The sequence below is a fragment of the Streptomyces thermocarboxydovorans genome (genome assembly GCF_039524635.1).
Classification (GTDB): Bacteria; Actinomycetota; Actinomycetes; order Streptomycetales; family Streptomycetaceae; genus Streptomyces; species Streptomyces thermocarboxydovorans.
In genome coordinates, this window is sequence record NZ_BAAAGU010000019.1 from 46,482 (window position 1) to 70,929 (window position 24,448).

At 70.9% G+C, this 24,448-nt stretch carries 24 protein-coding genes and 4 pseudogenes; 13 read left to right on the forward strand and 15 right to left on the reverse strand.

Annotation, left to right across the window (positions count from 1 at the left end; all coding sequences use genetic code 11):
• Positions 1-32: 32 nt before the first annotated feature.
• Complete coding sequence (locus ABD198_RS11290) at positions 33-476, forward strand: hypothetical protein (protein ID WP_343999966.1); 444 nt, start codon at positions 33-35, stop codon at positions 474-476.
• Between the two features lie 262 nt (positions 477-738).
• Here ABD198_RS11290 and ABD198_RS11295 read toward each other — a convergent pair whose 3' ends face one another.
• From ABD198_RS11295 to ABD198_RS11305, 3 genes are all read right to left on the reverse strand, one after another.
• Entirely contained in the window at positions 739-1,887 is a 1,149-nt protein-coding gene (locus ABD198_RS11295) for an RNA polymerase sigma factor SigF (RefSeq protein ID WP_344000039.1), read from the reverse strand.
• A gap of 17 nt (positions 1,888-1,904) precedes the next feature.
• Entirely contained in the window at positions 1,905-2,318 is a 414-nt protein-coding gene (locus tag ABD198_RS11300) for an ATP-binding protein (RefSeq protein ID WP_004925829.1), read from the reverse strand.
• Positions 2,319-2,575: 257 nt separating this feature from the next.
• Positions 2,576-2,836: a UBP-type zinc finger domain-containing protein gene (locus tag ABD198_RS11305; protein ID WP_343999968.1), complete on the reverse strand. Its 261-nt coding sequence runs from the start codon at positions 2,834-2,836 to the stop codon at positions 2,576-2,578.
• 47 nt (positions 2,837-2,883) lie between these two features.
• Here ABD198_RS11305 and ABD198_RS11310 point away from each other — a divergent pair.
• Positions 2,884-4,477, forward strand: a pseudogene (locus ABD198_RS11310) (Na+/H+ antiporter).
• Between the two features lie 73 nt (positions 4,478-4,550).
• Here the strand turns inward: ABD198_RS11310 and ABD198_RS11315 are convergent.
• Positions 4,551-5,432 (reverse strand): 1-aminocyclopropane-1-carboxylate deaminase/D-cysteine desulfhydrase, encoded by an 882-nt coding sequence (locus ABD198_RS11315; RefSeq protein ID WP_344000041.1) that lies wholly within the window; start codon positions 5,430-5,432, stop codon positions 4,551-4,553.
• A 314-nt stretch (positions 5,433-5,746) separates the two neighbouring features.
• Entirely contained in the window at positions 5,747-6,349 is a 603-nt protein-coding gene (locus ABD198_RS11320; protein ID WP_343999970.1) for an N-acetylmuramoyl-L-alanine amidase, read from the reverse strand.
• A 328-nt stretch (positions 6,350-6,677) separates the two neighbouring features.
• On the opposite strand from ABD198_RS11320, the gene ABD198_RS11325 reads away from it, so the two are divergent.
• From ABD198_RS11325 to ABD198_RS11340, 4 genes are all read left to right on the forward strand, one after another.
• Positions 6,678-8,084 carry a family 2B encapsulin nanocompartment shell protein gene (locus ABD198_RS11325; RefSeq protein ID WP_343999972.1) on the forward strand — a complete coding sequence of 469 codons (1,407 nt, stop codon included), beginning with the start codon at positions 6,678-6,680 and terminating at the stop codon, positions 8,082-8,084.
• A 133-nt stretch (positions 8,085-8,217) separates the two neighbouring features.
• Positions 8,218-9,336, forward strand: a complete 1,119-nt coding sequence (locus tag ABD198_RS11330) for a family 2 encapsulin nanocompartment cargo protein polyprenyl transferase (RefSeq protein WP_343999974.1) — start codon at positions 8,218-8,220, stop codon at positions 9,334-9,336.
• Positions 9,337-9,516: 180 nt separating this feature from the next.
• The gene (locus tag ABD198_RS11335) at positions 9,517-10,125 is read left to right on the forward strand and encodes a GNAT family N-acetyltransferase (protein ID WP_343999975.1); all 609 of its coding nucleotides are present in this window, start codon (positions 9,517-9,519) and stop codon (positions 10,123-10,125) included.
• A 123-nt stretch (positions 10,126-10,248) separates the two neighbouring features.
• Complete coding sequence (locus tag ABD198_RS11340; RefSeq protein WP_343999977.1) at positions 10,249-10,833, forward strand: dihydrofolate reductase family protein; 585 nt, start codon at positions 10,249-10,251, stop codon at positions 10,831-10,833.
• Positions 10,834-10,861: 28 nt separating this feature from the next.
• On the opposite strand, the pseudogene ABD198_RS11345 reads toward ABD198_RS11340, so the two are convergent.
• Positions 10,862-11,209 (reverse strand): annotated as a pseudogene (locus ABD198_RS11345) (tetratricopeptide repeat protein); the annotation flags it as partial.
• Positions 11,210-11,232: 23 nt separating this feature from the next.
• A pseudogene (locus ABD198_RS11350) lies at positions 11,233-11,939 on the reverse strand (relaxase/mobilization nuclease domain-containing protein); the annotation flags it as partial.
• 56 nt (positions 11,940-11,995) lie between these two features.
• Between ABD198_RS11350 and ABD198_RS11355 the strand changes: the two are divergent.
• Positions 11,996-12,325, forward strand: a pseudogene (locus ABD198_RS11355) (tyrosine-type recombinase/integrase); the annotation flags it as partial.
• A gap of 7 nt (positions 12,326-12,332) precedes the next feature.
• On the opposite strand, the gene sodN reads toward ABD198_RS11355, so the two are convergent.
• A complete protein-coding gene (sodN, locus tag ABD198_RS11360) occupies positions 12,333-12,728 on the reverse strand; it encodes a superoxide dismutase, Ni (RefSeq protein WP_343999979.1) in 396 nt (131 codons plus the stop codon).
• Positions 12,729-12,874: 146 nt separating this feature from the next.
• On the opposite strand from sodN, the gene sodX reads away from it, so the two are divergent.
• A complete protein-coding gene (gene sodX / locus ABD198_RS11365; RefSeq protein WP_343999980.1) occupies positions 12,875-13,309 on the forward strand; it encodes a nickel-type superoxide dismutase maturation protease in 435 nt (144 codons plus the stop codon).
• On the opposite strand, the gene ABD198_RS11370 is transcribed toward sodX, so the two are convergent.
• Entirely contained in the window at positions 13,210-13,842 is a 633-nt protein-coding gene (locus tag ABD198_RS11370; RefSeq protein ID WP_167998407.1) for a CGNR zinc finger domain-containing protein, read from the reverse strand. The genes sodX and ABD198_RS11370 overlap by 100 nt on opposite strands.
• Positions 13,843-13,944: 102 nt before the next feature.
• Here ABD198_RS11370 and ABD198_RS11375 point away from each other — a divergent pair, with 102 nt between their 5' ends.
• Complete coding sequence (locus tag ABD198_RS11375; protein WP_343999983.1) at positions 13,945-14,817, forward strand: class I SAM-dependent methyltransferase; 873 nt, start codon at positions 13,945-13,947, stop codon at positions 14,815-14,817.
• A 101-nt stretch (positions 14,818-14,918) separates the two neighbouring features.
• Here the strand turns inward: ABD198_RS11375 and ABD198_RS11380 are convergent, their stop codons facing one another.
• From ABD198_RS11380 to ABD198_RS11390, 3 genes are read right to left on the reverse strand one after another with little or no spacing between them, the layout of a single operon-like run.
• Positions 14,919-15,719, reverse strand: a complete 801-nt coding sequence (locus ABD198_RS11380; protein WP_343999985.1) for an amino acid ABC transporter ATP-binding protein — start codon at positions 15,717-15,719, stop codon at positions 14,919-14,921.
• Positions 15,716-16,645: an amino acid ABC transporter permease gene (locus tag ABD198_RS11385; RefSeq protein ID WP_343999987.1), complete on the reverse strand. Its 930-nt coding sequence runs from the start codon at positions 16,643-16,645 to the stop codon at positions 15,716-15,718. Before ABD198_RS11385 ends, ABD198_RS11380 begins: the two co-directional genes overlap by 4 nt.
• A gap of 27 nt (positions 16,646-16,672) precedes the next feature.
• Entirely contained in the window at positions 16,673-17,638 is a 966-nt protein-coding gene (locus ABD198_RS11390) for an ABC transporter substrate-binding protein (RefSeq protein WP_343999989.1), read from the reverse strand.
• A 593-nt stretch (positions 17,639-18,231) separates the two neighbouring features.
• On the opposite strand from ABD198_RS11390, the gene ABD198_RS11395 reads away from it, so the two are divergent.
• The 4 genes from ABD198_RS11395 (at position 18,232) to ABD198_RS11410 (ending at position 22,001) form a co-directional block, all read left to right on the forward strand.
• A complete protein-coding gene (locus ABD198_RS11395) occupies positions 18,232-19,473 on the forward strand; it encodes an NAD(P)-dependent malic enzyme (RefSeq protein WP_343999991.1) in 1,242 nt (413 codons plus the stop codon).
• Positions 19,474-20,176: 703 nt separating this feature from the next.
• Entirely contained in the window at positions 20,177-21,142 is a 966-nt protein-coding gene (locus ABD198_RS11400; protein WP_343999993.1) for a zinc-binding dehydrogenase, read from the forward strand.
• Positions 21,143-21,237: 95 nt separating this feature from the next.
• The gene (locus tag ABD198_RS11405; RefSeq protein WP_167998412.1) at positions 21,238-21,447 is read left to right on the forward strand and encodes an HTH domain-containing protein; all 210 of its coding nucleotides are present in this window, start codon (positions 21,238-21,240) and stop codon (positions 21,445-21,447) included.
• Positions 21,447-22,001, forward strand: coding sequence for a Clp protease N-terminal domain-containing protein (locus ABD198_RS11410; protein ID WP_343999996.1), 555 nt, complete (start codon positions 21,447-21,449; stop codon positions 21,999-22,001). Before ABD198_RS11405 ends, ABD198_RS11410 begins: the two co-directional genes overlap by 1 nt.
• A 6-nt stretch (positions 22,002-22,007) precedes the next feature.
• Here the strand turns inward: ABD198_RS11410 and ABD198_RS11415 are convergent, their stop codons facing one another.
• The 3 genes from ABD198_RS11415 to ABD198_RS11425 form a co-directional block, all read right to left on the reverse strand.
• Positions 22,008-23,021: a PadR family transcriptional regulator gene (locus ABD198_RS11415; RefSeq protein ID WP_343999998.1), complete on the reverse strand. Its 1,014-nt coding sequence runs from the start codon at positions 23,019-23,021 to the stop codon at positions 22,008-22,010.
• Position 23,022: 1 nt separating this feature from the next.
• Complete coding sequence (locus tag ABD198_RS11420) at positions 23,023-23,907, reverse strand: DUF4097 family beta strand repeat-containing protein (protein ID WP_344000000.1); 885 nt, start codon at positions 23,905-23,907, stop codon at positions 23,023-23,025.
• Positions 23,908-24,213: 306 nt separating this feature from the next.
• Positions 24,214-24,393 (reverse strand): DUF6104 family protein, encoded by a 180-nt coding sequence (locus ABD198_RS11425; protein ID WP_028420339.1) that lies wholly within the window; start codon positions 24,391-24,393, stop codon positions 24,214-24,216.
• Between the last annotated feature and the right edge of the window lie 55 nt (positions 24,394-24,448).

Here is a 24,448-nt window from a genome sequence, read left to right on the forward strand (position 1 = left end):
ACCGCGCCCAGGGTGAGGGCTACCCTTCTGGGGTGAGCAAGGACCAGACCCCCGCCACCGCACCGGACACCACCGGCCCCCGCCCGCGCCGGCTGACCTACGCCGCGGGGCTCGTCGCCCTGGAGGGGCTGACGCTCGTCGTCGGGGGCGTGTGGATGCTGGTGCTCGGGATCACCGGGGAGCCGGACGACCGGCGGCAGGCCGTGACCGGCGGGATCACGCTGATCCTCCTGGCGCTGCTGCCGCTGCTCGCCGCCCGCGGACTGCTCGGCCGGCGCAGCTGGAGCCGGGGCCCGGCCGTCATCACGCAGATCATGGCCCTGCCCATCGCCTACAACCTGCTCCAGGCCGACAGCATCGCCATCCCGGCGGGCATCGCCCTCGCCGTCGTCGCCGTCGGCTCCCTGGTACTGCTGATCAACGCGGAGACCACGAAGGCCCTGGGCATCAGGGGACCGGGGAACGCCGAGAAGTAGCAGCGCCGCGGAGCGCCCCGAAGGAGCCGCACGGCCGCGGGCCGGCAAGTGGCTGCACGCCGAGGGCCGGCAGGGGGCTGCACACCGGGGGTCGGCAGGGGGCTGCACACCGGGGGTCGGCAAGGGGCCGCACACCGGGGGTCGGCAAGGGGCCGCACACCGGGGGTCGGCAAGCGGCCGCGCACAAGAGGCCGCACGGCAGAGGCGGGCCCCCGCCGCCCGCATCCGGATGTGCTCACTCGCCGGGTGCGCTCACCCTCGGTCACTCCTCGACCAGCAGCTTCTCCCGCAGCTGCGCCAGGGTGCGGGCCAGCAGCCGGGAGACGTGCATCTGCGAGATGCCGACCTCCTGCGCGATCTGCGACTGGGTCATGTTGCCGAAGAAGCGCAGCAGCAGGATCCGCTTCTCCCGCGGGGGGAGATCCTCCAGCAGCGGCTTGAGCGACTCCCGGTAGTCCACACCCTCCAGCGCCTCGTCCTCCGCGCCCAGGGTGTCGGCGACCGCGGGGGACTCGTCGTCGGTGTCGGGGACGTCCAGGGACAGCGTGGAGTACGCGTTGGCCGACTCCAGGCCCTCCAGGACCTCCTCCTCGGAGATGCCCAGCTTCTCGGCGAGCTCGTGCACCGTGGGGGAGCGGCCGTGCAGCTGGGACAGCTCGGCCGTGGCCGTGGTCAGCGCCAGGCGCAGCTCCTGCAGCCGGCGCGGCACCCGCACCGCCCAGCCCTTGTCCCGGAAGTGCCGCTTGATCTCGCCGACCACCGTCGGGGTCGCGTAGGTGGAGAACTCCACGCCCCGGTCCGGGTCGAAACGGTCCACCGACTTGATCAGACCGATGGTGGCGACCTGGGTGAGATCGTCCAGGGGCTCACCGCGGTTGCGGAAGCGGCGCGCCAGATGCTCCACCAGCGGCAGATGCATGCGGACCAGCTGATTGCGCAGCTCCGCGTACTCGGGACTGCCGTCCGGCAGGGTGCGCAGCCGGAGGAACATGGCGCGCGCCCCGCTGCGGTCCTGCGGGTCGTGGTGCGTGCCGTGCGTGCCCTGAGGGCCCGGCGCGCTGCGGGCGGCCGGTGTGGCCGGCACACCCGGCACACCCGGCGCCCGCGGCGCCTCGTCCTCGGCGTATCGCTCGTGCTCGTTCATCGTCCCGCCCGTCGCCCTTCCCCGAGCGTTCGCCTCGTCCCCCGTCGCCGGCCTCGCGCGGGCCGGGACGCCCGCCTGGCCGGAGGCGGCCCCCGTCCGGCCGCCCGCGGGCGTGCGCCGTCCGGCACCGTCCGCCGGCCCGCCCGGGGCCCCGACCGGTCCGGAGTCCTCCTCCGGATGCGACCGGGCCTGCTCGGGGATGCCGTCGATCCCGTCCGGCACGCCCCCGGCGGGCAGCTCCCGTGTGCCGCGTTCTTCGTCCCGCACCGGCCCGTCCTCGTTCCTCACGCCGGCCCGGGTCCCGCGCCGCGCTGTTTGTAGAGGCTGATCGAAACGGTTTTGTCCTCGTCCACGGCGGAGGAGACCTTGCCCGCGAGCGCGGACAGGACGGTCCAGGCGAAGGTGTCCCGCGAGGGGGCATGGCCGTCGGTGGTCGGCGCCGAGACGGTGACCTCGAGCGAGTCGTCGACGAGCCGGAAGACACAGCTGAGCACCGATCCCGGCACGGCCTGCTGCAGCAGGATCGCGCAGGCCTCGTCGACCGCGATGCGCAGGTCCTCGATCTCGTCGAGGGTGAAGTCCAAACGGGCCGCGAGGCCGGCCGTGGCCGTGCGCAGCACCGACAGGTAGGCCCCCGCGGCCGGCAGCCGGACTTCCACGAAGTCCTGGGTCGCGGGCTCGCCTGCGATCTGGGACACCCTCACCTCCAAGGTGGTACAAGCGTTTCAGGGCCGGGAATCCGCCCCCGGACAACGCGCTACGTGGTTCAGCGGTGACGCTATCGCGCTCTGCATGGTCCTGTCCCGGGACCCCGAGGCCTTGCTGTCACTCATAGTAAAACTATGAATACGCTCCGTGGCTAGGGGTCTGCGGGCCCAATCGGGAAGAGCGCGCGCCGGATTGACGTACCCAGACGTCAGACGGTCGAACCGTCCGGCACCCGGGACCCGCCGGGTCACACCAGTACGTGATCGACGAAGCACCAGCGCCACCTCTCCCCGCGTTCGTGCGACCGCATCACCGGGTGGCCGCTCCGTCTGTGGTGCTCCGTGGCGTGCCGCCTCGGCGAAGAGTCGCAGCAGCCGACGTGACCGCAGGTGAGACACAGGCGCAGCTGCACCGGGTCCGTGCCGTCCCGCAGACACTCGGGGCACGTCTCACTGAGCGGAGCGGGCTCCGGGTGCGGCAGCGCGTCGGCGTGCGTGCACTGTTTCATGATGGCCAGATTACGACGGGCGAGCCGAAACCGAGGATGTGCCGGACATGGACGTGATGCCGCTGCTTCTGCTGGTCGCCGGCAGCGCCGCGGTCGCCGCGGCCGCCCGGCGCACCCCCATTCCGGCGCCCCTGCTCCTCGTCGCCGCCGGACTCGCGGTCAGCTACGTCCCCGGAGTGCCCGCGTACGCGCTCGACCCGCACGTGGTGCTCCCGCTGATCCTTCCGCCGCTGCTGCACTCGGCGGCGACCGAGAGCTCCTACCTCGACCTGCGCGCCCAGCTGCGGCCGGTGGCGCTGCTGTCGGTCGGCTACGTGCTGTTCGCGACCCTCGCCGTGGGCTGGGTCCTGTATCTGCTGGTGCCGGGGCTGCCGCTGACCGCGGCGCTGGTGTTCGGCGCGGTGGTGGCCCCGCCGGACGCCGTCGCGGCCACCGCGGTGGCCCGCAGGGTGGGACTGCCGTCGAAGGTGACCACGATCCTCCAGGGCGAGTCCCTGCTGAACGACGCCACCGCGATCACCGCGTTCCGGGTGGCCGTCGCCGCGGCCGCCGGCGAGGGCATGACCTGGATGGGCGGGGTCGGCGAGTTCCTGCTCGCCGCCATCGGCGGCCTGGCTGGTCGGCCTGGTGCTGATGGTGCCGCTGCACTGGCTGCGCACCCATGTGCGGGAGGCGCTGCTGCAGAACACCCTCTCCCTGCTGATCCCGTTCGCCGCCTACGCGCTCGCCGAGCAGGTGCACGCCTCCGGGGTCATCGCCGTCGTGGTCGTCGCGCTCTACCTGGGGCACCGCGCCTGGGAGGCCGACTTCGCCACCCGGCTGCAGGAGGAGGCCGTGTGGAAGATGGTCGCCTTCGTGCTGGAGTCGGCGGTCTTCGCGCTGATCGGGCTGCAACTGCCGGTCGTCCTCACCGGCCTCGGCGACTACGAGGGCCTCGAGGCCGCCTGGTACGCGCTCGCCGTCTTCGCGGTGGTCGTCGCCGTGCGGTTCATCTGGGTCTACCCGGCGACCTGGCTGCCGCCGAAGCTGTCGGCGCGGATCCGCGAGCGGGAGGGCCGGCCCGGCTGGAAGGCGCCGTTCGTCATCGCCTGGGCCGGGATGCGCGGAGTGGTGTCGCTCGCCATCGCCTTCTCCATCCCGCTCACCGCCGACGGCGCCGGCTTCCCGCAGCGCAACCTGCTGCTGTTCCTGACCTTCACCACCGTCATCGGCACGCTGGTCGTCCAGGGACTCACGCTGCCGCTGCTGACCCGCCTGCTGAAGTTCCCGCCGCGCGACGCCCAGGCGGAGACGCTCACCGAGGCCAACGCCCAGGCACAGGCCTCGCGAGCCGCGGAACGGCGCCTCGAAGAACTGCTGGCGGACGAGCGCAACGCCCTTCCCGTCCCGCTCGCCGACCGGCTGCGCGCGGTCCTGGAACACCGCCGCAACGCCGTCTGGGAACGGCTCGGGCAGACCAACCCCGTCACCGGGGAGTCCGTGGACGACACCTACCGGCGGCTGTCGCGGGAGATGATCGGCGCCGAACGCGACGTGTTCGTGCGGCTGCGCGACGGCCGCTACATCGACGACGAGATGCTGCGCACCCTGCTGCGCCGGCTCGACCTCGAGGAGGCGGCGGCGTTCAGGGAGACGGCGTAGGCGGGGACGAACGTTCAGGGAGACGGCGTAGGCGGGGACGACCTGGGACGACGGGCCGGTGGCCTTCGGGGGATCACGGACCGGGGGCTTCGGGGAAGGGGCGCCCGGTGACGACGGCGGCCAGCGTGCTGCCGCGCCGGAAGGCTCTCTCCTCCGCGAGAGCGACAAGGGCGTAAAGCAACTTGGCGACATAGAGACGCTCGACCGGAACGCCGTGCCGGTCCTCGAAGTCCGCGGCGAACGCGTCGAGTTCCGGTGTGGTGCGGGCGTAACCGCCGAAGTGGAAGCGGTCGTCCAGGCTCCAGTCGCCGACCGGGCCGCCGAACGCGGCCGTTTGCAACGCCTCCACCTCGCGGTGCAGGATGCCGCCCTTGAGTACCGGCACCCCCAACGCCCGTGCACCTGGCGCGAGTCCGGCGGCCATCCCGGCCAGCGTCCCGCCGGTCCCGCAGGCGACCGCGGCTACGTCGGCCACGCCCGCCAGCTCCTCGCCCAGCGCACGGCAGCCGCGCACGGCCAGGGCGTTGCTGCCGCCCTCGGGCACCACGTACGCGTCCTCTCCCACGCCGGCGTCCCGCAGGACGGCGGCCAGCGTCCCGGGCTCGGCCTTGCGGCGGTAGACCGAGCGCTCGACGAAGTGCAGCCGCATGCCGTCGGCGGCGCAGCGGGCGAGGGAGTCGTTGAGCGGGCGGTCGCGCAGCTCGTGCCCCCTGACCACGCCGACGGTGCGCAGCCCGAGCAGGCGTCCGGCGGCGGCCGTGGCCCGCAGGTGGTTGGAGTACGCCCCGCCGAAGGTGACCACCGTCCGGCCCTCGGCCGCCGCGAGGCTGGGCGCCAGCTTGCGCCACTTGTTGCCGATCAGCTCCGGGTGGATCAGGTCGTCCCGCTTGAGCACGAGCCGCACTCCGTGCCGTTTGAACCGCTCGTCCACGACTTCCTGCACCGGCGAGGGCAGCCGGGGTTGGAGCCCGGCGAGTCCGGCGAGTCCGGGGGAGCCGGGGGCCTCGGGGGAGCCGGAGGACTCGGGGGAGCCGCCGGACTCGGGGGTGTCGGGGGCGTCGGGCCAGGTCACGGTGCCATTGTCCCCGGCGGGGGCGGTGCGGGTGGGGTGGGCCCGGCGGCGAAGGCCGGTGGTCTCCGGCACCGGGCCGTCGGCGGGGCGGGCTGTCACCGGCCCAAGGCCGTTACCGCCGGGCCGTCCCCGGTGCCCGACCGGCGTGGGCCCCAGGCTTGGCCGGAATCGATCGCCGGCCGGGCCGCCACCGGGCTTCATCCCGGCCGCTGATCCAGCCGGTCGCGGATGCGGGACCTCATCGAGGACATGGTGAAACCGCGCGGATCGACCTTGCCGGGCTGCCACTCCAGGTGGCCGATCACCGACCGCTCGTTCCAGCCGTGGTGGCGGCAGACCGCCGCGGCGGCCTTCTCGATCGCCTCCAGCTGCGCGGCCGGCCAGGGGTCCTCGCCGTCGCCGAGGTTCTCGCACTCGAAGCCGTAGAAGTGCCGGTTGCCGTCGGTGGTCGCCTCGTTGTCCGGTGGCAGTGCCCGCTCCGCGATCACCGCCCGCAGCACGTCGTCGTCGCCAAGACCTGCGTGGTTGGCCCGGCCGTAGCCGACGAGATGGACCCGGCCGTCCTTGGTGATGACCCCGTGGCACAGCGGACCGGGCAGGCTCTCGTAGCCCTTGCGGCAGATCTCCACCGTTCTGGCGCTGCCCTTGGTCACCGTGTGATGGATCATCACGCCGTGCACCGGCCCCCAGGGGCCCTTGTGGTTGCGGTTGTGGGTACGCCAGTTGCCGACCTCGACGACTGTCAGACCCTCCGCCTTCAGAGCGCTGAGGAACGCGCTCGCGGACATGGGTGGGGCCATGACCGCCTCCTCACGTGCTGCGGACGGCCGCCCTGTGCAGCCGTCTCGTACCGGTGCTTGTACCGAAACGGAACGGCCGGAACCCATCGTTCGGAGCCTGTGCGAGCCGATTCGGACAACTTCGCGGAGCGTCGGGCTCCGCCCGTGCCGGGAACGCCGGGAGTCCGGCGTGGAGCGCGCGCCGGAAGCACTGGATGCCCCGGTACTCGAAGATCCATTCCCGCTCTTTCGGGTAATGGTACGAGCACGTTACGTGAGGAAGGCTTGCTCTCGCAGATCGATGCCCGGCACGGATGGGCGTGGATCACGACTGGGAGGGCAATTCCATATGTCGGTAGGCGAAGAGGTCCGCACGGAGCAGACCAGGCCCCAGCAGAGCCTCGGTACGGCGGCGGCGCGGAACCTGGCCACGACCACCAAGTCCGTTCCGCAGATGCAGGAGATCAGCTCGCGCTGGCTGCTGCGCATGCTGCCGTGGGTGGACGTCAAGGGCGGAACGTACCGGGTGAACCGGCGGCTGACCTACGCCGTGGGCGACGGCCGGATGACATTCGTGAAGACCGGCGACCGCGTCGAGATCATCCCCGCGGAGCTGGGCGAACTGCCGGCCCTGCGGGGCTACGAGGACGAGGAGGTGCTCGCCGAACTCGCCGCCCGCTGCCGGCAGCGGGAGATCGAGGCCGGCCAGGTGATCGCCTCCTTCGGCAGCCCCACCGACGAGGTGTACCTGCTGGCGCACGGCAGGGTGGAGAAGATCGGCACCGGCCCCTACGGCGACGACGAGTCCCTCGGAGTCGTCGCCGACGGCGCCTACTTCGGCGACCAGGCCCTGCTGGACGAGGACGCCATCTGGGAGTACACGGCCCGCACGCTCACCGCCTGCACCGTGCTGGTGCTGCCCCGCGAGGCCGTCCAGCAGGTCGCCGGGCGCTCCGAGACCCTGCGCGAGCATCTCAGGCGCAGCCGCTCCGTCCCGGCCCAGCGCACCAACAAGTACGGCGAGAAGGAGATCGACCTCGCGGCCGGCCACAGCGGCGAGCCGGACATCCCGCACACCTTCGCGGACTACGAGCCCCGGCCCCGCGAGTACGAACTGAGCGTCGCCCAGACCGTGCTGCGTATCCACACCCGTGTGGCCGACCTCTACAACCAGCCGATGAACCAGACGGAGCAGCAGATCAGACTGACCGTCGAGGCACTGAAGGAGCGTCAGGAGCACGAGCTGGTCAACAACCGGGACTTCGGCCTGCTGCACAACTGCGAGTACGACCAGCGGATCCAGCCGCACGACGGCGTGCCCAGCCCCGACGACATGGACGAACTGCTCAGCAGGCGCCGCGGGACCAGGATGTTCCTGGCCCACCCGCGTGCCATCGCCGCGTTCGGCCGCGAGCTCAACAAGCGGGGGCTGGTCCCGGAGACCATCGACATCGGCGGCAGCCGCATCCCCACCTGGCGCGGGGTGCCCGTCTTCCCGTGCAACAAGATCCCGGTGACCGAGGCCCGTACCACCTCCATCATCGCGCTGCGCACCGGCGAGGAGGACCAGGGCGTCATCGGCCTGCGGGCCTCCGGCATCCCGGACGAGATCGAGCCGAGCCTGTCCGTCAGGTTCATGGGCATCAACGAACAGGCCATCATCAAGTACCTGGTCACGACCTACTTCTCGGCAGCGGTGCTGGTACCGGATGCACTGGGCGTCCTGGAGAACGTCGAGATCGGCCGCTGGTGGTGACGATCCAGCCACGCCGCGGCCGGCCCGCCGTGTCCCCGCCCGCCCGGACGGGTACACCCTCCAGGTACGCGCGCTACGGCGGTGCAGGCGTCACCCGCCGCTCATCCTCCGGGTCGGTCGCAGGGGTGAGTCCATGACGGAGCTCAGGACACAGTCCACGGCAGGGCGTTCACCCCGGGGCGTACCGGGGACCGTACGGCGTCCCGCCGAGAGGCACGAGGCGACGACGCTGCTGGAGCTGGCGCGGGCCGAGGTCGACCCGGTGCTGCGGGCCGCAATCGCCTCGCTGCCCGGCCCGATGCGCCGGATCGCGCGCTACCACTTCGGCTGGGAGCACGCCGACGGCACCCCGGCCTCCGGCGGATCCGGCAAGGCGATCCGGCCGGCCCTGGTGCTGGCCGCGGCCTCCGCCCTCGGCGGACCAGGTGCGCGTGCGGCGTCCTTACGGGCCGCCGCCGCGGTGGAGCTCGTCCACAACTTCACGTTGCTGCACGACGATGTGATGGACCGGGACACCACCCGCCGCCACCGGCCCACCGCCTGGACGGTGTTCGGTGACGCGGACGCCATCCTCGCCGGGGACGCCCTCCAGGCGCTGGCCCTGCGGCTGCTCGCCGAGGACGGGCACCGGGCCGCCCCGCTCGCCGCGGCCCGGCTCGCCGACTGCGTGATCGAGCTGTGCGCGGGCCAGCACGCGGACACCGCCATGGAACGGCGCGCCCCGCAGGAGGTCACCCTCGACGAGACGCTGGCCATGGCCGAGGCCAAGACCGGCGCGCTCCTCGGCTGCGCCTGCGCCCTGGGCGCGCTGTACGCCGGCGCCTCGGACGCCGAGGTGCGGGCGCTGGACGCGTTCGGGCGTCAGGCCGGGCTGGCCTTCCAGCTGATCGACGACGTGATCGGCATATGGGGCGACCCCGGCCGCACCGGCAAGCCGGCCGGTGCGGACCTGGCCGCCCGCAAGAAGTCCCTGCCGGTGGTCGCCGCGCTCACCTCCGGCTCCCCGGCGGCCACCGAACTCGCCGCGCTCTACGCGGCCCCGCACGCGAAGGGGGACCTGGAACACACCAGGGAGGACCTGGAACGCATCACCTCGGCCGTGGAACGGGCGGGCGGCCGTGACTGGGCGCAGGCCCAGGCGGCCGACCGGATGGCCCGCGCGATGCAGGAACTGGCACGCGCGGTGCCTCACCCGGAGGGCGCCGGGGGGCTGCTGTCTCTGGCCGAGTTCGTCACCCGGCGCACCACCTGAAGGCCCCGGAGCCGCCGGGCCGTGCGGACCCTGACCCGCACGGCGCCGGTGCTCCGGACCCGGCGGCGGGTCCCGCACTTCCCCACGGTGTGCGGGGCCCGCCCGCTGCATCACCCGCCCCGCCCTCACCCGTAGGCTCAACCCCCGTACACGACAAGGCGGTTGAGAGGAGAAGCGGAGATGGGCGTGGCGATCCGTACGGCCGGTGAGGGCGACCGGGAGCTGGTGGTCCGGCTGCTGGACGAGGCGTTCCAGGACGACCCGGTGAGCAGCTGGGTGTTCCCCGGCGAGGAGCACCGGCGGCGCACGCATCACCGGCTGATGGCGGCGTTCACCGACATCGTGCTCGCCGGCGGGCGCATCGACGTCACGGAGGACGGCTCGGCGTGCGCGCTGTGGATGTCGATGCCGGCGGAGGAGCACGGCTCCGGGGAGGAGGACGACGGGCCCGCACAGCTGCGGCAGGCGGTCGACCCGGACAACGAGCGGGTGGAGCAGATCGGCAGGCTGACCGCGGCGATCCACCCCTCCGGGCGGGCCCACGAGTACCTGTGGATGATCGGCGTGGCCCCGCAGCGGCAGGGCGAGGGCCTCGGCACCGCCCTCATCACCTCGGTCCTCGACCGCTGCGACCGCGAAGGGCTGCCCGCGTACCTGGAGGCGAGCAGCGAACGCAGCCGCCGCCTCTACGAACGCCTCGGCTTCGCACTCACCGGGGAACCTCTCCGCCTCCCCGACGGCCCCTGCATGTGGCCCATGTGGCGCGAACCGCGCCCCCGCCTGCGCTGAACGCGATAAACCCTTGCGGCCACTACAACCGAAGTACTACAACTGAAGTCGTCAGCGAGGCGGCACACCCAGGCAACTCAGCCAGGGCAACGCGGTCGGGGCACACGCAGCCAGGAGGCCATCGTGCGAAAGCTCACCTACTTCATCGCCTGCTCCATCGACGGCTTCATCGGCGACCCCGGCGGCGACGCCTCGGCCATGATGCGGTTCGTCGACGAGGAGTTCTTCGAGTACCTGAAGACGGAGTACCCGGAGACCCTGCCCACCCACGGGCGCCGGGCCCTGGGCCTGGACGACCTGCCGAACAAGCGGTTCGACACGGTCATCCAGGGCCGGGCCAGCTACGACCTCGCGCTGAAGGAGGGCATCACCAGCCCCTATGCCCATCTGCGGGAGTTCGTCGCCTCCCGCACCCTCACCGAATCGCCCGACCCGAACGTCGAGATCGTCTCCGACGACCTGGTCGGCCGGGTCCGCGAGCTGAAGGCCGAGGACAGCCCGTACGACATCTACCTCTGCGGCGGCTCCCGCGTCGCCGGGGAACTGGCCGGGGAGATCGACGAGATGGTCATCAAGACCTACCCGATCGTGCTCGGCACCGGCATGCCCATGTTCACCGCCGAGTTCCCCCTGCTGGAGTTCACCCTCGAATCCACGCGCACCTTCGGCAACGGCGCGGTGGTGCGCACCTACTCCAGGAAGCGCTGAGCCCCACCCGGACCTACGCTGGAGGACATGTCCAGGCGGCGACGGCCTCATCGGCGCGGGCCTGGGCGGCGAGGCTGTCGCCCAGGTCGGCGTAGGTGAGGGCATGGACGCGCTTGTACTTCACGGGGTCCCAGCGCACGAGCGCGTCTCGGTGCTGTTGCTCGGTTCCGACGTGATCGGCGAGGTCGGTCAGCGTTCGTGCCGTGTGGCTTGCGACAGTGCCGGCGGCTGGTCCGCTGACGAGGGAATAGCTGGGCTGGGGACCGTCTTCGCGGAGCAGGGCGTCCTCGGCTGCCAACAGGGCGCGGGCAGCTGCGGCCTTCTCGCCCACGGCGGCGAAGGCACGGGCGTGGGTGATGTGGAGCAGTGCCTCGGGTGACGCGGGTGCTGCGGGTGCCCCGGCGCGCGGCGGGCGAGGTCCGCCAAGACCGGTGCGGCGGCCTGCTGATAGGCCGCCTGCAGGTGGCGGAAGGCTTCCTCGGCCGCTGCGGCCTGCTGCTCGTGGCCGCGCCGCTCGTGCCACTTGGCGGCGGCGCGGGCCAGGTGCACGGTGGCGAAGAGCAGGGCGACGGCGGGCCCGCCCGGCTCACTGGAGGCGTAGGCGAGTTCCTTGGCGGCCTTTCGCAGGGCGGTGGCGGCCTGGTGGTCCGCGCGGATGGCTGAGCGGCGGGCCCGGTTGAATGACATGGCCGCCGCCCGCAGCTGTGCCCGGTGTGGGCCGGTCGTGGCGCTGGCGATGTTGTACAGGGCGTCGCCGAAGGTGGCCAGGTAGCCCTGGGCGGCGGCCTCGTCACCGGAGTCGAGGACGATGTGTGCCGTGTGCAGTGCGGTGGTGGTGTGGCCGGGCGCGGTGCGTACGGGGCAGTGCCATACGTGCTGCGGCGGCTTGTTGCCGCCCAGCTCGCGTGTGCGCAGGTCGACATGGTGGTCGAGCCGCCTGGCGAGTTGGGTGTAGGTGGCGTCGGGATCGCGTCCGGGGTCGGGAGCGCTGGCCATGTCCCAGGCGGCACGATGTGGGGGTCGGTGTGCTCGTCGCGTCGCCCCTTGCCGAAGAGGTAGTTGATCAGGCCGAGCGTGCTGGAGCCGGTGGAGACGTCCGGCACCATGCGCATCGGCCTCCGCCAGTAGCCGGTCGATGAGCCGGTAGCTGTCCTCCACTGTCTGTCCGAGGCGGGCCAGTACGGACTCGGCGTGTTCGGGAACCGTAGCCGAGCGCGAGGGGCGCAAGCCCGTTGAGCTGCCGCACATGGTGACCCACGACCTGCGCCACTTCTTCGCCTCCGCGCTCATCGCCGGCGGGGCGAGCGTCAAGCAGGTGCAGCTCGTCCTCGGCCACGCGTCCGCCGTCATCACCCTGCGGATCTATGCCCATCTGTGGCCGGGCGAAGAAGACCGCACCCGGTCCGTCATGGACGCCGTTCTCGGCGGACTGCGGACCGGGTGCGGACTGCAAGACCAGGCGATCAAGGAAACCGCAGGTCAGAGGGCCTGAGTAAAGATCAGGCCTTCTTGGTCTCCCGGAAGATCTCGTCGATCCGGGCGATGTAGTCCAGCGCCTTCTGACCGGTGGCCGGGTCCGTCGACGCCTTGGCGGCCGACAGGGCCTTCAGCGTGTCGTTCACCAGCTGGTGCAGCTCGGGGTACTTCTCGAAGTGCGGCGGCTTGAAGTAGTCGCTCCACAGCACGGAGACGTGGTGCTTCGCGAGCTCCGCGCGCTGCTCCTTGATGTGAGCGGCACGGGCCCGGAAGTGCGGGTCGTCGTTGCCGGCCATCTTCTCCTGGATGGCCTTCACCGACTCCGCCTCGATGCGGGCCTGGGCCGGGTCGTACACGCCGCAGGGCAGGTCGCAGTGCGCGCTGACCGTGACCTTGGGCGCAAACAGGCGGGAAAGCATGAAGCATTCCTCCCTCGTGATCGTCTTCTCAGGGGGGACATTACTCCCTGCGTGACCCCTTTTCGCGAGTGCCCCCGCGGGCTTAAGGACAAAAGTCCGGGGTCACACTGAGACTGGTGGAGGAAAGACCGGGGAGGTGCCGGGTGATGCCGGAGTTGTCGGACGCCGAGCGGACGAGGTCGACGCCGCCCTTCGGGGTGGCCGAGGTGACGGGGCCGTCCATGGTGCCGACGCTGTATCACGGGGACCGGCTCCTGGTGCACTACGGAGCCCGCGTCCGGGTGGGTGACGTCGTCGTGCTGCGCCATCCTTTCCAGCAGGACCTGCTGGTCGTCAAGCGGATCGCCGAGCGGCGCGACGGCGGCTGGTGGGTGCTGGGGGACAACGGCTACGCGGGCGGCGACAGCACCGACTACGGGGTGGTGCCCGACGAGCTGGTGCTGGGCAAGGTGCGCTTCCGGTACCGGCCCCGCAAGCCCGCTCAGCGCTCGCCGCTTGCGCTGCTCGCCTGGGCGCTCTCCGCGGCCCGGCCGGTGTTCTCCTCCGACCGGTCGGCCTCCAGGCGCTTGCGGGCGCGGTAGGCCGCCACATTGGCGCGGGTGGCGCAGCGGTCGGAGCAGTAGCGGCGCGAGCGGTTGGTCGAGGTGTCCAGGTAGGCGTTGCGGCAGGGCGGGGCCTGGCACAGGCCCAGGCGGTCCACGCCGTACTCGGTGAGGTGGAAAGCGAGGCCCATCGCGGCGATCGCGGCGTAGCCGGCGGTGGCGTTGGACGGGTGGTCGGCCAGGTGCATGTGCCACAGCGGACGGCCGTCGTCGTCGCGGAAGTCGTGGCCGGAGATCTGAGGGCTGACCGGGAACTCCAGCAGCAGCGAGTTCAGCAGGTCCACCGCCAGGGTCTCGTCGCCGGAGTCGGCCGCCTCGAAGACCGCGCGCAGCCGGGCGCGGACCGAGCGGAACCGGGTGACATCGGCCTCCGTGGCGCGGCGTGCGGCCGACTGATTGGCGCCGAAGAGATCGCGTACCGCCTCGACAGAGGTCAGGGTGTCCTTCCCCCGCGCCGGTTCCTCGGTGTTGACGAGGCGGACGGCGTAGTCGGAGTAATAGGCCAGTTCCACTTGTAGTCCTTACGCGTGGGCTCTATGGTCGTGCATGCGGTCAGGTAACAGACGATCGTGCTTTCAGGGTATTACGTGACGGGTGCGAGGGGGCGCGGCTCGATGACGGACACCGACAGGAGCACGGGAACGGACACCGGAGCGGCCGGCACCACGGACACCAGTGGCACCACGGACACCTTCGGCACCGACTGGCGGGCCTGGCAGGAGAGCTGGGACCGCCAGCAGGAGTGGTACCTGCCCGACCGGGAGGAACGGTTCCGCGTCATGCTCGACATGGTCGAGGCGCTGGTCGGCACCGCACCGCGGGTGCTCGACCTGGCCTGTGGCACCGGCAGCATCACCGCCCGGCTGCTCGCCCGGTTCCCGGACGCCACCAGCACCGGGGTCGACCTGGACCCGGCGCTGCTCGCCATCGCCGAGGGCACTTTCGCGGGTGACGAGCGGGTCGCCCTCGTCACCGCCGACCTCAAGGACCCCGACTGGGTCTCGAGGCTGCCCCACGCCTCCTACGACGCCGTACTGACCGCGACGGCCCTGCACTGGCTGCACCGGGAACCCCTCGCGGATCTCTACGGCCGGATCGCGGGACTGGTCCGCGACGGCGGTGTCTTCATGAACGCGGACCACATGATCGACGAGACCACGCCCCGGATCAACGCGGCCGAGCGCGTGCAGCGCCACGCCCGCATGGATCAGGCCAAGCGCGACGGGGCGCTCGACTGGGCCCAGTGGTGGCAGCTCGCCGCCAAGGACCCGGTGCTGGCCGGACCGACCGCCCGGCGCTTCGAGATCTACGGCGAGCACACGGACGGCTTCATGCCGTCCCCGGCCTGGCACGCACAGGTGCTGCGCGAGAAGGGCTTCGCCGAGGTCCGGCCGGTGTGGTGCTCGCCGGCGGACACGCTGCTGCTGGCCCTGAAGCAGGCCGGGGCCGGCGGCCGGGAGGGGAACGCGAAGGGGCGGTACGGGTGACCGTACCGCCCCTTCGCGTGGCGCTCAGCGACCGTGCAGGCCGTGCAGGCCCTGCAGTCCGAGCGGGCCACGGCAACCGCGGCTGCCGTGCCCGCCGTGGATCACAGCACCTTGGACAGGAACGCCTTGGTGCGCTCGTGCTGCGGGTCGGTCAGGACGTCGCGCGGGTTGCCCGACTCGACCACCACACCGTCGTCCATGAAGACCAGGCTGTCGCCGACCTCGCGGGCGAAGCCCATCTCGTGCGTGACCACGATCATGGTCATGCCGTCCTCTGCGAGGTCGCGCATGACGTCGAGGACCTCGCCGACGAGCTCCGGGTCCAGTGCGGACGTCGGCTCGTCGAACAGCATCAGCTTGGGCTCCATCGCCAAGGCTCTCGCGATGGCGACCCGCTGCTGCTGACCGCCGGAGAGCTGGGCAGGGTAGTGATTCTTGCGATCGCCCAGGCCCACCCGGTCCAGCAGCCGCTCCGCGCGCTCCCTGGCCACGGCCTTGGCCTCGCGCTTGACCTGGACAGGAGCCTCCATGACGTTCTCGAGCGCCGTCATGTGGGGGAAGAGGTTGAAGCGCTGGAACACCATGCCGATGTCCCGTCGCTGCGCCGCGACCTCCTTCTCCTTCAGCTCGTAGAGCTTGTCGCCCTTCTGGCGGTAGCCGACCAGCTCACCGTCCACGTACAAGCGGCCGGCGCTGATCTTCTCCAGGTGGTTGATGCACCTCAGGAAGGTGGACTTGCCGGAACCGGACGGGCCGATCAGGCAGAAGACCTCCCGGGGATTCACCTCGAGGTCGATGCCCTTGAGGATGTGGGCCAGACCGAAGGACTTGTGAACACCTTCGGCCTTGACCATCGGGTGCCCGCCGGTGGGCTTGGCGATGTCTTTGCCGAAACTGGTCATCGGGCCTCCCCCGGACGGCGGAACGAACCGAACAGACGGAGGTTCTTCTTCAGTCGCTGCAGTGGTGTCGGCGGCAGGCTCCGCGTCGAACCACGGGCGTAGCGGCGCTCCAGGTAGTACTGGCCGACGCTGAAGACGCTCGTCAGGATCAGGTACCAGATCGAGGCCACGAAGTACATCTCGACGACCGCGAGCGAGGTGCTGGAGATGTCCGTGGAACGCTTGATCAGTTCATTGAACTGCACCGCGTAGGCCAGCGAACTCGTCTTCAGCATGTTGATGTACTCGTTGCCTGTCGGCGGCACGATGACCCGCATGGCCTGCGGCAGGATCACACGCCGAAGGGTCTTGCCCCGGGTCATGCCCAGTGCGTGCGATGCCTCGGTCTGCCCCTCGTCCACGGACTGGATGCCGGCGCGGACGATCTCGGACATGTAGGCGGCCTCGTTCAGGCCGAGACCCAGCAACGCCGCGAGGAACGGCGTCATGACCTGGTTCATCTCGTCCTTGTAGAACCCCAGGTTCAGGACCGGGAAGACGAGCGAGATGTTGTACCAGATCAGAAGCTGGACCAGGACCGGAGTGCCCCGGAAGAACCAGACGTAGAACCAGGCCACCGTGCTGGTGACCGGGTTGGACGACATCCGCATGACCGCGAGGATCACGCCCAGGACGAGGCCCAGCACCATGGCCAGCACGGAGATGTACAGCGTGTGCCAGGCGCCGGACAGGATGGTGCCGTCCGTCAGGTAGTCGGGGATGATCTCGTAGTTGATGTTCGCATTCGAGAAGGCGATCCCGATCAGTACCAGGACGGCGATGACCACTGCCCCGGCCAGCCAGCGGCCGTAGTGGCGCACGGGGATCGCTTTGATCTGCTCCGGCGGCACGGACGCCGCCGGAGTCTTGTCGATCGTGTCAGTCACGGTGACTGCCCTTCAGTGTGCCGAGGCTCAGGAGCCGCCGTTGATCTTCGCCTCCGTCACCGCGCCATCCGTGACGTTCCACTTCTCGAGGATCTTCTCGTACTCGCCGTTCTTGATGATCGCGTTCACGGCAGCCTGGATCGCGTCGCGCAGCTGGGTGTTCTTCTTGCTCACACCGATGCCGTACGGGCCGGCCTCGATCTGGTCACCGACGACCTCGAAGTCCTTGCCGCCTCCCGAAGTCTTGGCGTTGTAGGCGGCGACCGGGAAGTCGTTGAGGTCGGCGACCGACGCACCCTGCTTCAGCCGGAGCAGCGCCTCGGGGTCGGTGTCGTAGGTCTGGAGCTTGATGGCCTTCTTGCCGTCCTCGGTGCACTTCTTGCTCTGGGCCTTGGCGATGCCCTCGGAGGTGGTGCCGCGCTGCAGCGCCACCACCTGACCGCACAGGTCGTCCAGGGACTTGATGTTCTTGGGGTTGCCCTTCTGGACGAGGATCGAGGTGCCCGCGGTGAAGTAGTCGACGAAGTCGATGCCCTCGCCGGCCTTCTTGCCGGTCTCCGAGTCGATACCGTTCTGGCGGTCCTTGGTGTCGTTCATCGCGGACATGATCACGTTGAAGCGACCGGACTGCAGACCCACGATGAGCTGGTCGAACTTGCCGTTCTGGAAGTCGAACTTCACGCCGAGCTGCTTGCCCAGCGCCTCTGCGATGTCGGGGTCGATGCCGACGGCCTTGCCGCCCTGCATGAACTCGACAGGCGGGTACGCGATGTCGGAGCCGACCTTGATGACGCCCGCCTTGCGGATGTCGGCCGGGAGCTTGTCGGCGAGCGGGGCGGCGGAGCCCGTCGAGTCCTTAGTGCCGCTGTCGCTGCCCTTGTCAGTCTGGTCACCGCAGCCGGTGAGAAGCAGTGCGCCTGCGACCGCGATCGCGCCGACCGCTGCAATCCTCGAGCGTGCGGCGGTGGTACGACGGGTGGTGCTTGCGGTCATGGTGGGTTCCTCCGGCGGATGGGTGGAGATGCCGATGGGGCCGGCGACTGCTGTTACCAGGGAGTAAAGCAGCGCCATAGGTCGACGAGAGCACACGCCTTCGAGTGTCGCGACCTCGTGTGATTACCGCATCTTGCCATTCGGACTGCGCTATTCAGGGGGTGGCCAATGTCAAAAATGGATAACGGGTGGCCGATGATGCGCCCCACCTGGCCGTGAACAGGCCGGATGGGTTGCGGGAAACTTTCGTTTCGGCCGGAAGATCTCCGGCAGAACGGGGTTGGGCGAGGATCCGGCCGCCGCGTTTGCCGGGGCGTGAGCGCTTGCCGAGTGTTTGTCCAGGTCTTGTCCTGAAATTGGGCGATGAGTCCTGGCCTCGGCATGTGACCTTCGCGTTATGGACTCGTCGCCGACGGCGTCGGTCCGGTATGAAGGTTCTTTACACCCCTCATCCGGGGCTCAGGGCGCGTGTGCGGCGCGCCCGTCGCGTTTGGCCCGTACGCATCAACCCACCGGGCTCTGCGCGGTCCCGCCCACTTCTCACCAGGAGTGGTTAAACCCTCAAACCATGAACACTTAAGGGGTAAAACCTAGTGGCAGCGGAGATTGTGAATCCTCGCAGCGACAGTGAGACCGGGAGCGAGAGCGAGCAGGACGGGGCAGAGCCCCTCACGTCCCTCGACTCCTTCGACCCGGCGTTCGCGCTGCATCGCGGCGGCAAGATGGCTGTGCAGGCCACCGTGCCGGTCCGTGACAAGGACGACCTGTCCCTGGCGTACACGCCCGGCGTCGCGAAGGTGTGCAGCGCGATCGCCGAGCAGCCGGAACTCGTCCATGACTACACGTGGAAGTCGTCGGTGGTCGCCGTCGTGACGGACGGCACGGCCGTACTGGGCCTCGGTGACATCGGGGCCGAGGCGTCCCTCCCGGTGATGGAGGGCAAGGCGATCCTGTTCAAGCAGTTCGGTGGGGTGGACGCGGTTCCGCTCGCGCTGAGCTGCACGGACGTGGACGAGATCGTCGAGACCGTGGTGCGGCTGGCGCCGTCCTTCGGGGGCATCAACCTGGAGGACATCTCGGCGCCGCGGTGCTTCGAGGTCGAGCGGAAGCTGCAGGAGCGGCTGGACATCCCGGTCTTCCACGACGACCAGCACGGTACGGCGGTCGTGACGCTGGCGGCGCTGCGGAACGCTGCGCGGCTCAGCGGGCGGGCGCTCAGTGAGCTGCGGGCGGTGATCTCCGGTGCGGGTGCGGCCGGGGTCGCCATCGCGAAGATGCTGGTCGAGGCCGGCATCGGGGATGTGGCGCTGGCCGACCGCAAGGGTGTCGTGTCGCGGGACCGGGGTGATCTGACGCCGATCAAGGCGGAGGTGGCCTCGTTCACGAACAAGGCGGGGCTCTCGGGGTCGCTGGAGGCCGCGCTGGAGGGGGCCGATGTGTTCATCGGCGTCTCCGGTGGGACGGTGTCGGAGGCGGCGGTGGCGTCGATGGCGGAGGGTGCGTTCGTCTTCGCCATGGCCAATCCGAATCCGGAGGTGCATCCGGAGGTCGCGCACAAGTACGCGGCGGTTGTCGCGACGGGGCGGTCGGACTTCCCGAACCAGATCAACAACGTGCTGGCGTTTCCGGGGATCTTCGCGGGGGCGCTGCAGGTGCGGGCGTCCCGGATCACGGAGGGCATGAAGCTGGCGGCTGCGGAGGCGCTGGCGTCGGTGGTCGGGGACGATCTGGCTGCTGACTACGTCATCCCGTCTCCGTTCGACGAGCGGGTCGCTCCGGCGGTGACGGCGGCGGTGGCCGCGGCCGCGCGTGCGGAGGGCGTCGCGCGCCGCTGAGGTTCGTACGACTGCGTGGTGTCGGCCCCGTCCCCGGGTGTGGGGACGGGGCCGAGCCTTTTACGTGCGTGCACGTACGCCCGTCCGGGTGAGCGGCGGCGCGGCTCGGTGGGGTTCGCGTGGCCATGCCTGCGGCGCAACTGCGGCTCCGGTGGGGGTGCGCGTAGCGCCCACGGTGGGTGGGTGAGTCGGGGCCGGGGTGGTGGTATCCGTCCTCGGTCTGGCGCGAAATGGGTCTCTTTTCGACTACTGGCGCGGACGCGCCGGCCGCTGCGGGCGGACACCACCACCCCGACCCCTCCCCGCCGCGTGCGTCTGCGGCCGCCCAAGCCCCGGTGCCCCGCTGACCGCCGTGCGCGGCTTCCCCGCCTCGCTGCGGCCAGCCGCGCCTCCCTAGCTGCGGGCGGCGTGCCTGCCGTCACTGCGGGCAGTCGTGCCGCCTGGGGCGATGGGGGTCCCCCCGCTCGAGCGAAGTCGAGCGTGGGGGAGGGTGGGCGATGGGGGTGCCCCCGCTCGAGCGCAGCCGAGAGTGGGGGAGGCACCCCTTCAGCGGGGCTGGCGCTACCCACCCCCGGCCGACACCCACGCCGGGTGCCCGGTGTCTGTGCAACGGCGACCGGACCGTGAACGCGTTGTGCAAGAGGGTGTGTGTCACAGGCCCCGTTGGTTCCTCAAGAGGGGGCGGGAACCTATCGTCGACCTCATGTTCGCTGTCTACGCTGCCCGAATCGACCGTGACCAGCCGCTCTCCGGTCTGGAGTTGGGAGAGCGACCGGCTCCCGAGGCCCGCCCCGGCTGGAGCACCGTCACGGTGAAAGCCGCCTCCCTCAACCATCACGACCTCTGGTCCCTGCGCGGCGTGGGCCTCGCCGAGGACAAGCTGCCGATGATCCTCGGCTGCGACGCCGCCGGCGTCGACGAGGACGGCAACGAGGTCGTTCTCCATTCCGTCATCGGACAGACGGGGCACGGGGTGGGGCCCCGTGAGCCCCGGTCCATTCTGACCGAGCGCTACCAGGGGACGTTTGCTGAGAAGGTCTCCGTACCTACGTGGAATCTGCTGCCCAAGCCGAAGGAGCTGTCCTTCGAGGAGGCCGCCTGTCTGCCCACCGCCTGGCTGACCGCGTACCGGATGCTGTTCACCAACGCCGGTGTGCGGCCCGGTGATTCGGTCCTGGTGCAGGGTGCGGGGGGTGGGGTCGCCACCGCCGCCATCGTGCTCGGCAAGGCAGCCGGGCTCAGGATGTACGCCACCAGCCGGGACGAGGCCAAGCGCAAGCGGGCGCTGGAGCTCGGCGCGGTGGAGGCGCTGGAGTCGGGGGCGCGGCTGCCGGAGCGGGTGGACGCGGTGATCGAGACCGTGGGTGCCGCCACCTGGTCGCACTCGGTGAAGTCGCTGAAGCTGGGCGGCACGCTGGTGATCTCCGGGGCGACGAGCGGTGACCGGCCCTCGCACGCCGAGCTGACGCGGATCTTCTTCCTGGAGCTGAAGGTCGTGGGGTCCACGATGGGGACCAAGGAGGAGCTGGAGGATCTGCTCGCGTTCTGTGCGGCCACGGGGGTGCGGCCCGTGATCGATGAAGTGCTGCCGATGGACCGGGCCCGGGAAGGGTTCGAGAAGATGGCGTCGGGGGAGCTGTTCGGGAAGATCGTGTTGACGAACGGCTGAGTGGCGGCGCGTGCAGCGGCCGGTCCGGGTTCGGGCCGGCCGCTTTCGTGTCAACTGGGGTTGACGAGGGCGGTATGTCAACGTAGGTTGACAGGGTGAGTGAAGCAACCGATCTGGCCGAGCGGGCCGGGGACCGGGATCCGAGGGTCGGGCTGCGGGCCGTCGCCGCGCTGCGGAGGCTGCTGGAGCAGCTGGAGGCCGTGCAGGTGCGCAGTGCGCGCAATCAGGGGTGGTCCTGGCAGGAGATCGCCAATGAACTCGGCGTGAGCCGGCAGGCCGTGCACAAGAAGTACGGGAGGCATTGATGTTCGAGCGGTTCACCAAGGACGCCCGTGCGGTGGTCAAGGGAGCGGTCGCGCAGGCGGCGGCGGTGGGGGCGGCGTCGGTGACGCCCGAGCATCTGCTGCTGGGGCTGCTGGAGAGGGAGGGGAGCCGGGGTTCCTTCGCGCTGGCCGCGCTCGGGGGCGGGGAGTGGAAGGACGCCGTGCGGGAGGAGCTGGAGGAGGTTCGCAGGCGGGGTGGGCTGACGCAGGCCGAGAGGGAAGCTCTGGCCGGGTTGGGGATCGATGTGGATGAGGTCGTGGCCCGGGTGGAGGACGTGCACGGGGTCGGTGCGTTGTCGGGGGGCCGGTGGGGGAGGCGGGGGCATGTGCCGTTCGAGAAGGGGGCGAAGGACGTGCTGCAGCGGACGCTGCGCATCGCCCTCGCCCAGCGGGAACGGCGTATCGGCGACGAGCACATCCTGCTCGCCCTCACCAGCCGGCCCGGTGTCCCCGCCGAGGTGCTCGCCGGTCACGGGGTGACCTATGAGTCCGTGAGCCGGGTGCTCTACGGGGGCGGCGAGGCCAAGGCGGGGTGACGGGCGTCAGCCGGTCTTCTCCTTGTGGAGCAGGGCGGCGATGTGGGCCGCGGCCGTGGACAGGTGGCGGCGTGCGTCGCGGAGCTGCTCCTCGGTGACGCCGTGGTCGCGGGCCGCGTCGCGGATGTCGTCGCGGAAGCGGTCCAGCAGGCGGTCCAGGTCGCGGGCCGGGTCGCCGGTGGAGTCCGTCGCCCCCTCGTGGGCCCACTCGGGGACATAGGCGGCGGGGAAGTCCTCCGGGGTCTGGGAGTAGGCGGGCTCGGACGCCGGGTCCTTGGCGGTCCAGCCGTTCTTGCCGAAGTCGCCCACTTCCTTGATGAGTTCGCTCAGCCCCTCGCGCAGGCCCGTCGGCCAGTCGCCCCGGGCGAAGTGGTCCTGCACATGCTCCTGGACCCGCCGGGCGATGCGCTGCACCTCCTCCCGCGCCCGCTCCTGGGCCTCCTTGGCCTGGCGGCGGGCGCGCTGGGCCTCCTCGCGGGAGCGGCGGCTCTCGTCCTTGGCGCGGCGGGCCTGCTCCTTCCACTCCTGCTTGGCGCGGCGCATCTCCTCCTTGGCGGCGCGCCAGGCCTCGCGGTCGGTGAGGCCGGTGAAGTCGCCGGAGAAGAAGTCGTCGTCGGCGTGCGTGCCGGTGGTGCGGGCCTTGCTGGCCGCGGCGCGCATCTCGCGGCGCAGGTCGCCCGCCGCCCCGCGGACGTCCGCCTTGATCTCGGCGGCCAGCTCGGCGACCGACTCGCGGATCTCCATCTCCAGGTCGGCCAGTTCGCCGCTGCGGCCGGCCAGCTCGGCGCGGCCGGCGTCGGTGATGGAGTACACCTTGCGGCCGCCCTCCATGGTGTGGGTGACCAGGCCCTCCGCCTCCAGCTTGGCCAGCCGGGGGTAGACGGTGCCCGCGGAGGGGGCGTACAGGCCCTGGAAGCGCTCCTCCAGGAGGCGGATCACCTCGTAGCCGTGGCGCGGGGCCTCGTCCAGCAGCTTGAGCAGGTAGAGGCGGAGGCGTCCGTGGGCGAAGACGGGGGGCATGTCAGAGCACCTTCTTGTCGGTCGGGCCGTCGGCCGGGGTGTCCGTGGTGCCGGTGGGGGGAGCGTCCCACGGCTCGTCCTCGCGCGGTGGCCTGCGCAGCAGGGCGATGGAGCCGGAGACGGTGGTGGCCCGCAGCTTGCCGGTGCCGGCGCCCAGCCGGCCGGTGATCTTGTGGGCGCCCCACTGGCCGTGCACCCGGAGGTCGTCGAAGGCGTTGGAGATGGCGCCGCTGGCCGTGTTGGCCTCGACCTCCGCGTCGGCCGGGTAGGGCAGGCGGATCGCTATCTCACCGGAGACACTGGTCAGCCGGACGTCCGTGGGGCCGTCGGGGTCGAGGTCGACGATCATCGAGCCGCTGACCGAGTCGGCCCTGACCGAGGAGCCGGAGCCGTCGACCACGGTGAGGTCGCCGGAGACCGAGTTGAAGCGGAGGTCGCCGGTGACCGACTGGGCCTCCAGATTGCCGGACACCGTGTCCGCGCGGACCGGGCCGGAGAGGGCGACCAGGGTGGTGTCGCCGGTGACGCCCTTGACCACGGAGGGGCCCCGCAGGCCGGAGACGACCGCGGACGCGCCGACCACGCCCACCTCGACGCGCGTGGCCGCCGGGACGGCGAGGGAGACGACGGCGGTGCGGCGCCAGCCCTTGCGGTCCAGCCACTTGAGGAAGCCCTTCCAGGGCAGGTCCTCGTAGGCCACGCTGAGCGTGCCGCCCTTCTGGGTGACGATCAGGGGCGGCCCCTCCACCTCCGAGACTTCGAGGCGCGCGGAACTCTCCTCCGTGCCCACGACGTTCACCGTGCCGTTGACGATGCGCACATGGAGTTCGGTCACGGGCTCGTCGAAGGTGAGCTTCGTGGGCTCCGTGACGGACCACTCGGGCATGGTGGGACCTCCTAGACACGCGCCATATCGCGTATTACGTGATTCACGATATATCGCGGGGAGGGAAAGTCAAGGCACTCGTGGGGGTGGAGGGTGGGTGACGCTCGTTGACGGAGGGACAGGAGGACAGGAGGACAGGAGGACGCCCGGAGAAGGGCGCCCGGAGGAGGGCGCCCGGAGAAGGGCGGGGCTGCGGGCAGGGCAGCCGGCCCCGGACCGGCGGCCGGGGTCTGAAGCAGACCGGCGGCGGGCGCCAGCAGCCTGGCGCCAACCGGTGGCGAAGACCTGCGGCAGGCCTCGGCAGACCTACTCGTCGTCCTCGTCGTCCAGCCGGGCCAGCCAGGTCGCCAGACGCTCGACCGGCACCTCGAAGTCGGGGTTCAGATCCACAAAGGTACGCAGCTGCTCGGCGAGCCACTCGAAGGTGATCTCCTCCTCGCCGCGCCGCTTCTCCAGTTCCTCGATGCCACGGTCGGTGAAGTACATGCCGTCCAGGATAAGTGGCCGCAAAGGGGCGGGCCGCACCCCCTGAGCAGGGGAT